12 protein-coding genes are annotated in these 15090 nt (G+C 59.3%); 6 read left to right on the forward strand and 6 right to left on the reverse strand.

Features of this window, described 5'->3' with window-relative positions; genetic code table 11:
* Positions 1-48 precede the first annotated feature (48 nt).
* Entirely contained in the window at positions 49-843 is a 795-nt protein-coding gene (locus ABFT80_RS18405; RefSeq protein ID WP_347973616.1) for an alpha/beta fold hydrolase, read from the reverse strand.
* Positions 844-906: 63 nt separating this feature from the next.
* Positions 907-3888, reverse strand: coding sequence for a DNA polymerase I (polA, locus tag ABFT80_RS18410; protein WP_347973394.1), 2982 nt, complete (start codon positions 3886-3888; stop codon positions 907-909).
* A gap of 396 nt (positions 3889-4284) precedes the next feature.
* Here polA and ABFT80_RS18415 point away from each other — a divergent pair, with 396 nt between their 5' ends.
* Positions 4285-5673, forward strand: a complete 1389-nt coding sequence (locus tag ABFT80_RS18415) for a dipeptidase (protein WP_347973395.1) — start codon at positions 4285-4287, stop codon at positions 5671-5673.
* Positions 5674-5740: 67 nt separating this feature from the next.
* Positions 5741-6358 carry a ribonuclease D gene (locus ABFT80_RS18420; RefSeq protein ID WP_347973396.1) on the forward strand — a complete coding sequence of 206 codons (618 nt, stop codon included), beginning with the start codon at positions 5741-5743 and terminating at the stop codon, positions 6356-6358.
* 61 nt (positions 6359-6419) lie between these two features.
* On the opposite strand, the gene ABFT80_RS18425 is transcribed toward ABFT80_RS18420, so the two are convergent.
* Entirely contained in the window at positions 6420-6620 is a 201-nt protein-coding gene (locus ABFT80_RS18425) for a hypothetical protein (protein ID WP_347973397.1), read from the reverse strand.
* 188 nt (positions 6621-6808) lie between these two features.
* Positions 6809-7075 carry a PepSY domain-containing protein gene (locus tag ABFT80_RS18430; protein ID WP_347973398.1) on the reverse strand — a complete coding sequence of 89 codons (267 nt, stop codon included), beginning with the start codon at positions 7073-7075 and terminating at the stop codon, positions 6809-6811.
* Between the two features lie 340 nt (positions 7076-7415).
* Between ABFT80_RS18430 and ABFT80_RS18435 the strand changes: the two genes are divergently transcribed.
* From ABFT80_RS18435 to ABFT80_RS18450, 4 genes are all read left to right on the forward strand, one after another.
* The gene (locus ABFT80_RS18435) at positions 7416-7904 is read left to right on the forward strand and encodes a hypothetical protein (RefSeq protein ID WP_347973399.1); all 489 of its coding nucleotides are present in this window, start codon (positions 7416-7418) and stop codon (positions 7902-7904) included.
* 98 nt (positions 7905-8002) lie between these two features.
* Positions 8003-8707, forward strand: coding sequence for a hypothetical protein (locus ABFT80_RS18440; RefSeq protein WP_455189964.1), 705 nt, complete (start codon positions 8003-8005; stop codon positions 8705-8707).
* 426 nt (positions 8708-9133) lie between these two features.
* A complete protein-coding gene (locus ABFT80_RS18445) occupies positions 9134-11404 on the forward strand; it encodes a transglycosylase domain-containing protein (RefSeq protein WP_347973401.1) in 2271 nt (756 codons plus the stop codon).
* Positions 11405-11532: 128 nt separating this feature from the next.
* A complete protein-coding gene (locus ABFT80_RS18450; RefSeq protein WP_347973402.1) occupies positions 11533-12282 on the forward strand; it encodes an SDR family NAD(P)-dependent oxidoreductase in 750 nt (249 codons plus the stop codon).
* Positions 12283-12499: 217 nt separating this feature from the next.
* On the opposite strand, the gene ybaL is transcribed toward ABFT80_RS18450, so the two are convergent.
* Together ybaL and ABFT80_RS18460 are read right to left on the reverse strand one after the other, a co-directional pair.
* Entirely contained in the window at positions 12500-14317 is a 1818-nt protein-coding gene (ybaL, locus tag ABFT80_RS18455; RefSeq protein WP_347973403.1) for a YbaL family putative K(+) efflux transporter, read from the reverse strand.
* A gap of 182 nt (positions 14318-14499) precedes the next feature.
* Positions 14500-14949 carry a host attachment family protein gene (locus ABFT80_RS18460; protein ID WP_347973404.1) on the reverse strand — a complete coding sequence of 150 codons (450 nt, stop codon included), beginning with the start codon at positions 14947-14949 and terminating at the stop codon, positions 14500-14502.
* Between the last annotated feature and the right edge of the window lie 141 nt (positions 14950-15090).

The following is a 15090-nucleotide window of genomic DNA, read 5'->3' on the forward strand; positions in this document are numbered from 1 at the left end:
GGCAGGACAGAGGGGGGCGCCTCGTGATTCTATCTAAAATGAAGCGCCCTAAAAAGTCTCGCGAAGGAATTTGCCCAGAAGCGCGTTGAACGCGTCCGGCTGGTCCTGATTGGCGACATGGCCGGCGCGCTCGATTTTCGAGAGGCTGGCTTTTGCATCACGCGCGGCCCAAGCGGCTGCATCGGCTTTTACGGTGCCGATATTGTCGTTCTCGCCATGCGTGACCAGTATAGGCACGTCGAAACGTTCGCGCGCATCCGGCACGAGCCCTTCCAGAACGGCTTCCCAGATGCGCACCGCCTGCTCCTTGGGAATTTTGGCCGCAGCCTGTTCGCCATAGGCCTGCACGGCAGGGTCGGCAGAGATGCCGCGCCCGATGAGGCGATAGAGCATGCGGGCCGGAATGAGCCGCAGAATAATGCGGCTGGCTAGCATGCCGACCTTGTCGATAATGCTTCTGCTTCGCGCGCCGAACGGGCTGCCGATGGCAACTATCCCGGCAACGAGATCGGGCCTCAGCCGCAGCACGAATTGCGCGATCAGCCCGCCCATCGATTGCCCGACAAAAACCGCGCGCGTGATGTCTTCCTTGTCCAGTATGGCGATCAATTCGCTTGTCGCCGCACCGATGGTGAAGCGCCCATGCAGCGGTTGCGAGCGGCCATGTCCAGGCGCATCCCAGACGAGGATGCGATAGTCGCGCGCGAAATGGGCGATCTGCGCGTCAAAAGTCTCGCTGTCCATGGTTGCGCCATGCAGGAAAACAATTGCCGGAGCCGCCTTGTTGCGACCAACCCAATAATGGATAGGGCCGGGCGTGCTGGAGTGAATATGGTGGTGGATTGCTGTTGCTCCCCGGGCTGCAGTGCGCGACTGACCCGCTTTTCTTGAAGGGTTGAAGCGGAGTTAGTGCGCTTCGTCCCAATTGTCGGCGGCGCGGGCATCGACCTGTAGCGGCACGATGAGGGAAACGGCGGGCATTGCCGCATCCTCCATCACCTGCCTGATGACGGGCAATGTGCGCTCGACTTCCGCGTCGGCGGCCTCGAAAATCAATTCGTCATGCACCTGAAGCAGCATGCGTGCCGTGAGGCTGGAGGCTTCGAGCGCGGCATCCATGCGCACCATGGCGCGGCGGATGATGTCTGCGGCCGACCCTTGAATCGGCGCATTGATTGCGGCGCGTTCGTTGAAGGCGCGCACCTGCGGATTGGACGAGCGGATTTCCGGGTAATGCGCGCGGCGCCCGAAGATCGTCTCGACATAGCCCTTCTCGCGCGCGAACGCCTTGGTGCCGTCCATATAATCCTTGATGCCGGGGAAGCGCTCGAAATAGCGCTTGATGTAATCGCCCGCCTCTTCGCGGCCGATCGACAATTGGTTGGCAAGGCCGAAGGCGGAAATGCCGTAGATGATACCGAAATTGATCGCCTTGGCGCGGCGACGCACTTCCGAAGGCATGCCTTCGACCGGCACGTTGAACATTTCCGATGCTGTCATCGCGTGAATGTCGATGCCATCGGCGAATGCCTGCCGCAATTGCGGAATGTCGGCGACATGGGCAAGCACGCGCAGCTCGATCTGGCTGTAGTCGGCGGAGATCAGCTTGTTGCCCTTGTCCGCGATGAAGGCCGTGCGGATTTTGCGGCCTTCGGCGGTGCGGATTGGGATGTTCTGCAGATTGGGTTCCGATGAGGAAAGCCGCCCGGTGGTCGTCGCGGCAAGCGCGTAGGATGTGTGGACGCGCTTCGTCTCCGGGTGGATGTATCCCGGCAACGCATCCGTGTAGGTGGATTTCAGCTTGGTGAGCTGGCGCCAGTCTACGATCTTGCGCGGCAGTTCATGGCCTTCTGCGGCCAGATCTTCCAGCACTTGTGCGGAAGTGGACCATTGGCCGGTCTTGGTCTTCGAGCCGCCGGGAAGCCCCATGCGCCCGAACAATATGTCGCCGAGCTGCTTGGGCGAGCCGATGGTGAAGCGTTCGCCTGCCAGCTCGAATATTTCGCTCTCGAAGGCGGCTGCGCGCTGCGCAAGCTCGCCCGACAGGCGGCTCAGTATTTGGCGGTCCACCGAAATGCCGCGCTGCTCCATCTTGGCCAGCACGGATACCAGCGGACGCTCCAGCCGCTCATAGACCGAGACGAGGCCCTTGGCGGCAAGCCGTGGCTTCAAAACGTTCCAGAAACGCAGCGTCACATCGGCATCTTCGCCGGCATAGGCGGTCGCCTTGTCCAGCGGCACGAAATCGAAGGTCACTGAACTCTTGCCAGTGCCGGTCACTTCCTTGAAGGGGATGGTGTTATGGCCGAGCCAGCGCTCCGACAGCGTGTCCATATTGTGCGCGCCGGTGCCGGCGTCGAGCACATAGGACATCAGCATCGTGTCGTCGTAAGGCGTGATGTCGATGCCGTGCCGGTTCAAGATGACCATGTCGTACTTGACGTTCTGAAGGATTTTCAGAACCGAGCGGTCTTCCATCAGCGGCTTGATGAGAGCCAGGGCGTCGCGAACGGGAATCTGGTTCTCGACCATCCCGCCGCCGAGCAGGTCGCCGGTGCCGGATTTGTGGATCAGCGGCACATAGGCGGCGTGGCCCGGACGCGTTGCCATCGAGAAGCCGACGAGTTCGGCCTGCATGGGATCGAGCGAGGTCGTTTCCGTGTCGAATGCGACATAGCCGGTCTGCATCGCATCGGCGATCCATTCGGCAAGCGTGCGCGTATCGCGAATGCAGACATAGGTGCTGGTGTCGAATTTGGCGGAGGCGGCGGCTTCCGCGCGCTGCGCGGCGAAGCTTTCGGGGGTAAAATGCCCCTCACCCTTACCCTCTCCCCGTGAGGACGGGGAGAGGGGGGCGTCAGCGTTGGAGCTTCCTCCTTCTCCCTGTTTACGGGGAGAAGGTCCGGCAGGGGATGAGGGGCCAGAGCCAACATCCGGCCCATGTACATCTTCCGCCCGCTCGACCTTAATCGAAGTCGCCTCTATCTCGGCAGCGTCCGAGCCGGTTGCCTCGGCCACGCGGCGCGTCAGCGAGGTGAATTCCATCGCCTTCAGGAAGGAGATGAGCTTCGGCCCGTTCGGCGGCTGCAAGGTAAAATCATCGAGGCCGTCGGTAACCGGCACATCCAGTTTAAGGCGTACGAGTTCGCGCGAGATACGCGCCTTTTCGGCATTGGAAATGATGGATTCGCGGCGCTTGTCCTGTTTGATCTCGGAGGCGCGTTCCAAGAGCGTATCGAGATCGCCGAAAACTTCCAGCAATTGCGCTGCGGTCTTCGGGCCGATACCCGGCACGCCCGGCACATTGTCGACGGAATCGCCGGTCAGCGCCTGCAAATCGATCATCTTCTCAGGCGGCACGCCCCATTTTTCGATGACTTCGGGAACGCGGATTTCGCGATCCTTCATCGGGTCGTACATGGAGACGGTTTCGCCGACGAGCTGCATCAGATCCTTGTCGGAAGAGATGATCGTCGTATCGCCGCCCGCCTCGCAGGCAAGCCGCGCATAGGTGGCGATCAGATCGTCGGCCTCGAAACCTTCCATCTCGATGCAGGGCAGGTCGAAGGCGCGCGTCGCCTGACGGATCAGCCCGAATTGCGGCACGAGATCTTCCGGCGGTGCCGAGCGGTTCGCCTTGTATTCGGGGTAAAGCTCGTTGCGGAATGTCTTCGAGGAATAGTCGAAGATGACCGCGAAATGCGTAGGCGTAACGCCGACTTCCGTGTCGCGTGCGTTCTGTATCAGCTTCCAGAGCATATTGCAGAAGCCGGAGACGGCGCCGACCGGCAAGCCGTCGGATTTGCGCGTCAGCGGGGGCAGGGCGTGATAGGCGCGGAAAATATATCCCGAGCCGTCCACGAGGAAGAGATGATCGCCTTTTTTCATGGCTAGAAGCCCTACCGCGAGCGCCTTTGGCTGTCCATTGCAAAGAGGGCTCTGCACAGTCATCCGCCACAGGAAGCTGACATTTCATGCCGTCGCGCGCGGGTCACGGGTTTGTTACAAAAGTGTAATTTTCATGCCCTTGAATAGCCATCTTCAAGCTTCCAAATACAGTGTATCGGCAATTAACGCCGAGTCCGGAGTAAGGCCCGTCCCCCGCCTATACCGGACAGTGCGGCAGCCTCATCCCCCTCTCCGGGCTGCCGCATCGTTTAGAGTAAGGCCGCCGTGGTTCCCCCTCCACCACGGCGGCATTTCTCTATCTGGCCCACAGAATGACGGCTTTTCGTTCGATGTGCATCGCTTTAGGGTGCCGTCAAAGATTCGAAAGGTTCGATCATGTCTGCAATCTCTCCTGTCCTCGATCATCTCGACAAGAATCTCGATGCCTCCATCGAGCGTCTGTTCGAGCTGCTGCGCATCAAATCCATTTCGACGGACCCGCAATTCGCGGGCGATTGCCAGAAGGCGGCGGAATGGCTGGTCGAGGATTTGAAGACGATCGGCTTCGAGGCGAGCACGCGCAAAACGCCCGGCCACCCGATGGTGGTTGCCCATCATGAAGGCCCGTCACCTGATGCGCCGCATGTCCTGATCTATGGTCACTACGATGTGCAGCCCGTCGATCCGCTGAATTTGTGGGAGCGCGATCCGTTCGACCCCTCGGTCAAGGAAATCGAGCCGGGCCGCAAGGTTATCACCGGGCGCGGTTCTTCGGACGACAAGGGCCAGCTCATGCTCTTCGTCGAAGCCTGCCGCGCCTTCAAGGAAGTGAACGGCAAGCTGCCTTGCAAGGTGACGATCCTGTTCGAAGGCGAGGAAGAGTCCGGCTCGTTCTCGCTGAAACCTTTCCTCGAAGCCAACAAGGATGAGTTGAAGGCCGATTTCGCGCTGGTCTGCGACACCGGCATGTGGGACCGCGAAACGCCTGCGATCTGCGTTGGCCTTCGCGGGCTGGTCGGTGAGGAAATCGTCGTAAAGGCTGCCGACCGCGATCTTCATTCGGGCGAATTCGGCGGCGCTGCCGCAAACCCGATCCGCATACTTTCAAAGATACTGGCCGATATTCATGACGAAAATGGCCGCGTGACGATCCCCGGCTTCTATGACGGCGTCGAGGAAACCCCGTCGCAAATCCTGAAATCATGGGAAGGGCTTGGCGAAACGGCCGAGAATTTCCTGGGGGAGGTCGGACTTTCCATCCCTTCGGGTGAAAAAGGCCGTTCGGTTCTCGAACTCGTCTGGGCGCGCCCGACTGCCGAGTTCAACGGCATCAATGGCGGCTACACCGGCGCGGGCTTCAAGACGGTGATTGCCGCCGAAGCATCGGCAAAAATCTCGTTCCGGCTGGTGCACAAGCAGGACCCGGACAAAATCCGCGCTGCGTTCCAGCAATTCGTGAAGGACCGTATTCCGGCCGATTGCTCGGTCGAGTTTCACCCGCATGGCGGTTCACCTGCAATCCAGCTTTCCTATGAATCTCCGTTCCTGCACAAGGCAAAGGATGCGCTGTCGGATGAATGGTCGAAGCAAGCCGTGATGATCGCAATGGGCGGCTCGATCCCGATTGTCGGCGATTTCCAGAATTACCTCGGCATGGAATCGCTGCTGGTCGGTTTTGGCCTGTCGGACGACCGTATCCATTCGCCGAATGAGAAGTACGATCTGACGTCGTTCCACAAGGGCCAGCGTTCCTGGGCACGCATTCTGGACGCGCTCAGCCGCTAAATATCGGCTGGCTGTTGATTTTTCTGGTTGAAGGGGCGAGGACGAGACAGCCCCTTCGGAGATGATTATGACGATCCGCTTTCACAAGAACGATTTGCCCAATCTCGATCACTACAATGTCGATGCCGTTGCAATCGACACGGAGACGCTGGGGTTGAACCCGCACCGCGACCGTTTGTGCGTGGTGCAAATCTCGCCGGGCGACGGCAGCGCCGATGTGATCCAGATCGCCAAGGGTCAGAAGGAAGCGCCGAACCTGGTGAAAATCCTTGAGAACAGCAAAATCACGAAGCTGTTCCATTTCGGTCGGTTCGACCTTGCGGTGCTCTACAACGCATTCGGCGCAATGCCGGAGCCGGTCTTCTGCACGAAGATCGCCTCGCGACTGACCCGTACCTACACAGATCGCCACGGCCTCAAGGACATCTGTTCGGAACTGTTGGGGGTCAGCCTGTCGAAGGTGCAGCAATCGTCCGATTGGGCAGCCGAAACGCTGACGCCCGAACAGCTCGAATACGCCGCTTCAGACGTGCTTTATCTTCATCGTTTGCGCGATGTGCTCAAGACGAGGCTGGCGCGTGAGGATCGTGAAAAGGAAGCAGAGGCATGTTTCCGCTTCCTGCCGACGCGCTCGAAGCTCGATCTGATGGGCTGGGAAGAAACGGACATCTTCGCCCACAGCTAAAAGCATGTCTCCCAAAAGTGGAAACCGGTTTTGGGAAAAAGACATGCATAAATAAGAGTATTTAGCGTGCTTTCGTAGCAGGCTTGCGTGCGCGGCCCGTTGATGCGGCTGCGCGCTTCACGCTGGAAGCCGCGCGCGATGCGGCAGCACGTGCCGGTTGCGTCGCCTGGCGGACTTTCCGCACGATAGGCGGCGCGCTGTTTTCTTCGATGATGCGGCTGGCGGCCCAGCCGGCAAGTCCGAGAAATATAAGTCTGATCATGACCGTCTCCTGTAAGGTCTGAAATCGGCCGGCTCAGAGGGCCAATGTGCGAACCATGGTTTCGCAAGGAACGAATAAACGATGCGCGCAATTTTCATGTGAGCCGCTCGGCGTTTGAAAAGATATTTGAAGCGTAAACAGACCTATGCCGGTTTGGTTCCTGAAAGCCGGATCCGGCGTTTCGGAAACTATTGAGGCTCGCCGGTCACCGGGTTGAGCTTCATTTCCACCTTGGCCTTGTCGGTGGTGTAGTAATCCACCTGATAATAGCCATCGCTATCCCACTCGATTTCCTTGATGTACTGGAATTTGTCGCGGGCTTCGATCTTGGCAATGATCTCGGAGAGCTTCATGCCATCCTGCGGCGGAACGGGTCTGTCCGATGTCTGCGCATAGGCATGAGCGCTGAAAAACATGGTCGCGGCAGCGGCTGCAAGAATGATGCGATTGTTCATTTTCAAATCCTGATCCGTTAAAAATCGACGGTTTAAAACGGATATGCAGCAGCAAAGTTCCCGCAGCACGCGCAATTGCCTGCCGCAAGTCACATTGCATGAGGCGACGTTACGTAAGTTTTATTGCGCCACAACTCAGAGTTGGGAACAAGTCGCGCTTTCCGGCCATTTACGAGCGCAATGACAGATCAAATCCTCTATCTTCGTCTGACCCTAGTAATAACGAGCGTGACGCTGACGGTGCTTTATCTCGCCTGAGCGGGACGACTGGCGCGTCGATCGATAAGGCCGTGAAAATTGCGAGTTGCAGGAGCTCTTTGAATAATATGGGAGGTTTGAAATGAACAAGATGGTTACAGCGTTGACGGGCGTTTTTCTAATGGCCGGAAGCGGTTTGAGTTTTGCTCAGGTTTTCACTCCGGGTTTGTATGATGCGCCCTCGACTCTGGAGGCTTTCCGCAGCGTAGGCAGTGCCGAACAGGTCGATGGCAAAAATGTTGAAGGCTCGATCGAGGCACCTGACGGTCAGGCTCTGCCATATACCGCCGAGCTCATGCTTTGCGAAAACGACGGCAAATGCTCGAACATTTTGGTGCGACATAGTTGGGAAGCTCCGAGGGACGACATGGTTCGGTGTGTTCTGGACGCTTGGCCCGAACCGCAAAAATACGGCTCAAGCGCGAATTTTAATTTTTCGGGCGTTCGTTTCATAAAGGACGTTACCGGCGACGAAGGGTCCAAAGATGCTCCGTCCATTCAGGATATCGCGCAATCCTGGAAGGCGGAGCTGCTGGAGTTTCACGCTCTGACGCAATCAGGAAAATGCTGAGTGTGAGCAGCCGATTTTGCTGCAAAGCTTGATTTCGCAACACCTCATCTTGCCTGTGCCCGGTAAATCCAACACTGTCGCCGGAAGCTTCAGGAGGGGTGTTCTTGCGCAACTTTGATTTCAGCTCATGGCAGGGCCTCCTTACAACGCTGATCGGCCTGGCGCTTTTCACGCTTATCAGCATCGGTATCCGGCTTTTGATGATGGTCACGATCCAGCAGCGGCGCGAGCGGGCGAACCGCCAGATCAATGAGCGCCTGCGGACATTGATGGCCGCTTACAAAACGCTGGGCGGGTCGTTCACCGGTGATCTGACCGTCGATCCGAGACATTTGCGCGATATACGCCGCCGCGATGTGCCGATCATCGAAGGCGAGGCTTCGGACACGGAGCCGGTTGCCGACAGCGGCGAAGGATCGGATCGCCCGAGACGCATTCGCGATGCCGTTGAAGCGGCGCTGTCGGATATTCTCCTGCTTGGGACCGAGGAACAAGTTCGTCTGGCCGAGCGCGCCGTGCGGGAACTGGTCGCCGGGCGTCCCGTGCAGATACATGAACTCGTGGTTTCGCTGCGCAATTTCATCCGCGAAGCACTCGATCTCGCCCCGATCCCCTCAGACATAGCGATTCCGATGCAAGGGCCGACACGTCCTTCAGCTTCCGGCGGGCGCGCCAAGAGCGAGCGCGGTGGCACAGGTTCTCGTGGTGGCGGCGGCGGAGGTGGTGGCATGGGCGGTGGAATGGGCGGAGGCGGTATGGGTGGCGGCCTTGGAATGGGCGACCAAAACGATCATCGTTCGTGATGCATGAGCAGCTTTGCCAATAGCGATCAGCCTGTTGTAAGAAACTGACATAGCTGGCAAATGTATTATTCTGCCTTTGGACGGTTCATGTTGGTGTTCGTTAAGGCAAAGAAAGAGATTAATTTGCAGGAGATATTATGAAGGCTCTTACTATCCTTATCTGCCTGGCGGTTGTTGCCGTAACCACATCCGGCTGTGCAAATCGGCGTTGCAGTGATTGGCCGCGTACCTGCATCATTACCTGATAGATTCACTGATGCCCACGGCATTTGAGGCTGCGGACTGGATCGCATTGAACGGAGCTGTAGCGGGCATGTGGTAAAGACCCGACACCATGCGTTTCTTTCTTGAACCGGCTTAACGCCCCCTTAAATCGCCGCATTTAGCCTTAAACCGGGAGCTGGCGGCAATTGAACCAGGGGCCTTATGGCTAAGAGAGATGGCACACGCATAGAGCCGACCTTCGGCGGTCCGGAAGAAGACGATCGTCGCTCGGGCGGGTTTTCGGTCAGCGAAGACGATCGTGTTGTGCCAGGCAATGCCAAGCGCAAGGCTGGCACGCGCCGCAAGGAACCTCAGATCGAAGACGACGAACCGCGCGGCCGCAGACGCCGCGCGCCCAAGGCGAAGAAGCAGCGCCGCGGCATGTTCGGTATTTTCGGTCGCCTGATTTACTGGTCTTTCGTGCTGGCGATATGGGCGGGCATCGCCGGTGTCGGTATCGCCATCTATTACGGCGCGCAGATGCCTTCCGCGACGAGCTGGTCCATTCCCGACCGCCCGCCGAACGTCAAGATCGTCTCCGTCGATGGAAGTCTGGTCGCCAATCGCGGCATGACCGGCGGCGAGGCCGTCGGCCTGCATGAAATGTCGCCCTATATTCCGCAGGCCGTCATGGCCATCGAAGACCGGCGCTTCTACTCACATTTCGGCGTCGATCCGATGGGTCTCGGACGCGCCGTGCTCGGAAATCTGACGCAAGGGCGTTTCAATCAGGGCGGCTCGACGCTGACGCAGCAATTGGCCAAAAACCTTTTCCTGAAGCCCGACCGCACCATCGAGCGCAAGGTGCAGGAATTGCTGCTGGCGTTCTGGCTGGAGCACGAACACACCAAGGACCAGATCCTCGAAATGTACCTGAACCGGGTCTATTTCGGATCGGGTGCCTATGGCGTAGAGGCCGCGTCGCGCCGTTATTTCGGCAAGTCCGCGCGTGATGTAACGCTGTCCGAGGCCGCTCTGCTTGCAGGTTTGCTCAAGGCGCCGTCGCGGCTTTCGCCGGCGCGCGATCCTGCTGCTGCCGAAGCGCGTGCGCAGCTCGTTCTGGGCGCGATGCGACAGGAAAACATGATCGGCGATCAGGAGCTGACCGGCGCAATGAGCGCACCGGCAACCCGCGCCGCTGCCTTCTGGACAGGTTCGGAACATTATGTCGCCGACCGCATCATGGAAGAATTGCCCAACCTCATCGGCGAAGTGCGCAGCGACATCGTCGTCGATACGACCATCGACCTGAACCTTCAAAGCATTGCCGAAAAGTCTATCCGCAAGCTGATCGACGAGAATGGCACAAAGCTGGATGTCAGCCAGGGCGCACTGGTCTCCATCGACAATTCCGGCGCGGTGCGCGCCATGGTCGGCGGCGCAGATTATGCGACCAGCCAGTTTGATCGCGCTTCCGAAGCACGCCGCCAGCCCGGCTCGGCATTCAAGCCCTTCGTCTATCTGGCCGCGATGGAACAAGGCCGCACGCCCGACAGCTTGCGCAATGACGCGCCCATCAAGATAGGCAAATGGACGCCCGCAAACTACGGCGGAAAGTATTTCGGTGAAGTGACGCTGGCAACCGCGCTTGCGAAATCGCTGAACTCGGTTGCAGCACAGCTCGTCATGGAAGTCGGTGCGCCGACCGTGATCGAGGTGGCGCATCGCATGGGCATCGAATCGCCATTGCAAGACAATGCATCGCTGGCGCTCGGCACATCGGAAGTGACGCCGCTCGAACTAACCGCGGCCTATGTGCCTTTCGCCAATGGCGGCTACCGGCCCGAAGTGCATTTCGTGCAGCGCGTCACCACGACAGCGGGCGAAGTGCTTTACGAATATACGGGTGGCGGTGGGCCGCGCGTGTTGCGGCCTGAAATCGTCGGCATGATGAATGCGATGATGGCGGGAACCGTCGAAACCGGAACGGCGCGCAAGGCGGCTTTCAACTGGCCATCCGCAGGCAAGACCGGAACCAGCCAGAATTCGCGCGATGCGTGGTTCGTCGGCTATACGGCCAACCTCACCACGACTGTCTGGTTCGGCAATGACGATGGCAAGCCCATGAAACGGGTAACCGGCGGCGCGTTGCCTGCGCAGGCCTGGCACGATTTCATGGTGGCGGCGCATGAAGGCTTGCCGCCTGCACCGCTTCCGGGCGATTGGAAGTCCATTCCGCAGATCGACGACAGCATCCCTGAATCCATGCCTATGGCGCAGTTCCCGGATGCGCCGCCGCCTCCGGGCGGCGTGCCTGCTGGCGAGCCGGTTGCTTCGCAGCCGGTGGAGACGGTCGAGATGGGCGGCGGCTTCGTCCCCCAAGGTGGCGATGCGCCAACTGCCTCGGTCAACAGGCCGGTGCCGCAGGCAGATGTCGGCGGGCAGCCGGTGCGCCGGCAGACGTCGATCCTCGACATCATCATGGGAAACTGACGGCGCCCGTCACCAGAGTATGTCTCACGAAAACAGGGACTGAAGAGCCGGATGCGCTTTATGTCGCAAGCGCCCGTTACTCGCCAGCATCGTAGCTATGGTCTACATAGCGGTCTGGAGATATTCGCATGAGCAATACCGAGCCAAGAAAAACCATCGTTCTGACCGGTGCGAGCCGGGGGATCGGGCATGCGACGGTCAAGCGCTTTTCGCGCGAGGGCTGGCGCGTCATCACCTGCTCGCGGCAGGCTTTCTCGCAGGATTGCCCATGGCCCGCTGGTGCCGATGACCACATCAAGGTCGATCTGGCCGATCAGGAAGATGTCGGCATCGCCGTATCCGAAATCCGCCATCGGCTGGAAGCACAGGGCGGCGAGCTTCACGCGCTGGTCAACAATGCGGGCATTTCGCCGAAGCTCAAAGACAATGGCCGGATGAACTCCATCGACACGCCCATGCATGTCTGGCGCGATGTGTTTCAGGTGAATTTCTTCGCGCCGATCATGCTGGCGCGCGGCCTGTTCAAGGAACTCTCGGCGGCCAAGGGTTCGGTCGTCAACGTGACATCGATTGCCGGAACGCGCGTCCATCCCTTCGCAGGCACCGCCTATGCGACGTCGAAGGCCGCCCTCGGCTCGCTGACCCGCGAAATGGCGGCCGATTTCGGTCCGCACGGTATCCGCGTAAATGCAATTGCGCCGGGTGAAATCGACACCGCCATCCTGTCACCCGGCACGGACAAGATCGTCGAGACCATCCCGCTGCGCCGCCTCGGCTCGACGGCGGAAGTCGCCGACATCATCTTCTTCCTGTGTTCTTCGCAGTCGTCCTATGTGACGGGCAGTGAAATCCACATCAATGGCGGCCAGCACGTTTAGCCATTCCTGTTTGATGGAATCGCGAGGCACCCCCCTCTGCCCTGCCGGGCATCTCCCCCTCAAGGGTGGAGATTGGCTGACACATTTCTCCGCTTTCATTTTGCAACGTTAGCGATTGGTGCCGCACTTTTATGACAGAGTAATCTCCACCCTTGAGGGGGAGATGCCCGGCAGGGCAGAGGGGGGTGTTGTCCCGCTAGCGTCTCAATGAACCGCTCTAAGCAGGCGTTGGCGAAGGCGGCTTCTGCGGCAGGCTTTCGGCCAATTTCTGCCCGTCTGATTTCTCATCCAGAACCGCTTCCATCATGCCGCGCGCGATTTCGCGTTCGCCCATGATTACTGTATCCGCGCCAAGCCCGGTCAGATGATCGACTTCCGCGTCCGAATGCGCGCGCCCGACTATTCTTATGTCCGGGTTGATGGTCCGGGCGCGCTGGATGATGCGTCCGGCTTCGAATGCGTTCGGAATGGCGATAATCAGCCGCCGCGCGCCTTTCGGATTTGCAGCCTCGAATACTTCGGGTCGCACCGCATTGCCGGACAGGCTTTCGACGCCATCGGCCTGTAGCCGTGCCAGCGTCTTCACGGAATCCTCGACCACCAGAAATGGCATTCCGGCCTGCTTCAGCGCTTTGCCGACCAGCGTGCCGACGCGCCCATAACCGACAAGAATCGTATGGCCGGTAAGCTTGGTCGCGGGCGGGGCCTCGTCGTCACTGACCTTGGTGGAAGCCTGAGTGGCAAACGCGCCGACTTCCGTCGCCGGTGCCATGGGCTTGGGTTCGGCTGGTAGCGGCTCCTTGCCCATCTTCCTTTCGAGATAGGGTCTCAATCTGTCAGCCGCGGCAAAGACTGCCGGATTGAGCACGATGGAGAGGATTGCGCCCGCCAGAATGAGATCGCGCCCCTGCGCCGACAGAAGATTGAACGAGACACCAAGTTCGGCAAGGATGAATGAGAATTCGCCGATCTGCGCCAGACTGGCCGAAATGATGAGCGCGGTGGCGACAGGATAGCCGAAGGCGATCACGATCAGGAAGGCGATCACCGATTTGCCGATGACGATGATGAACAGCGTGGCCAGCACCGGCGCGGTGTTCTGGAGCAGGCTCATCGGATCGAACAGCATGCCGACCGACACAAAGAAGAGAACCGAGAATGCATCGCGCAGCGGCAGGGATTCTTCTGCCGCCTGATGGCTGAGCTCGGATTCGCTCATGATCATGCCGGCGAAGAACGCGCCGAGCGCCAGCGAAACGCCGAAGAGATGTGCCGCACCGAAAGCGACGCCGAGCGCGATTGCCAGCACCGCTAGGCGGAACAATTCGCGCGAGCCCGTATGGGCAACATAGTGCAGGATCCACGGAATGATGCGCCGCCCGAACAACAGCATCACCGCCACGAAGGCGACGACTTTGAAGAGCGTGACGCCGACGACGCCCCACAGGCCGAGATCGAACTGGAGTGACAAAAGGTTGCTCGATGCAGCCGGTGCCTGCTCATTGCCGCCGAGGACGCCCGCAAGTGCGGGCAGAAGAACCAGCGCCAGAACCATCGCCAGATCTTCGACGATCAGCCAGCCGACCGCGATGCGCCCGCGTTCCGTTTCAATGAGGCGGCGTTCCTGCAAGGCGCGCAACAGCACGACCGTACTGGCAACCGACAATGCGAGGCCGAAGACCAGACCGGCACCCAGCGTCCAGCCCAGAAGCCAGGAAAGCCCGACGCCGAGCACGGTCGCAAACGCGATCTGCGCGATGGCGCCCGGAACTGCGATTGCTTTTACCGAAAGCAAATCTTTCAGCGAAAAATGCAGGCCGACACCGAACATCAGCAGGATGACGCCGATTTCGGCAAGCTGCAGCGCCAGCGCCTGATCGGCAACGAAACCGGGCGTATTCGGGCCGACGAGCACGCCTGCCACGAGGTAGCCGACAAGCGGCGGAATGCGAAAACGATTTGCGAGAGCCCCGAACACGAAGGCCAGTCCCAGGCCTGCGACGATTGTAGCGATGAGGGGCGTATCGTGCGGCATTAAGGGTGATTTTCTTCAAGGCGATTGCGGAGGAGGGCACCGAACGATGCCCTGCCAATATGGTTGGCGTGTGACCTTATGTGCAAGCCTTCATGGCGATATTTCCGATTTTTGTGCCCCTGCATTCACATAGTAAAAAGGCGCGGCTGGATGCCGCGCCTTTTTAACGCCGGTTTGCGTGATCAAGCCGCCTGCAGGATGCTTTCGATCTCCGGCAGAGCGTGGTTCGTCAGGGTCTTCGGGATTTCGGCAATCACCCGATCCTCGACCATTTTGTGGAGCTTCTTGCGCATTTCGCCCAGCACCAGCGGCGGTGCGACAAGCACGATGTTGTCGAAATCGCCCTTATGCGCGAGTTTGTAGAGGCGCTGCGTGATCTCTTCCGCGAAACGTTCCTTGGACAGACGGTGCCAATCGGTTTCCTCAACGGCACTGCGATGCACGCCCGGCCCGTCATTGAAGCGACCGGGACGATCCGTGCCTTGTTCCTGCGTCGAAGGATTGTCCTCATGCAAAACGCGAATGACTTCCAGATTGGGATATTGCATGTCGCCCTCGTTGCGAAGGAACAGCGCTTTTTCACCATCCGCGACCATGACCCATGTGCCATGTTTGAGTTTCACATTCTGCATCTTGGTCTCCTGTAGATTACTGCGAGCTCTAACCACCCTCATGGCCAACGCCTCGTCTCAATGCTTGTTCCTGCGCAAACGGTCACGGTTTTATCATCGGGCTTAATTCTACTAAATTTGTGGAATTTGGAATTTTAATGC

This window comes from Foliimonas ilicis (genome assembly GCF_039939195.1).
Taxonomy (GTDB): domain Bacteria; phylum Pseudomonadota; class Alphaproteobacteria; order Rhizobiales; family Rhizobiaceae; genus Foliimonas; species Foliimonas ilicis.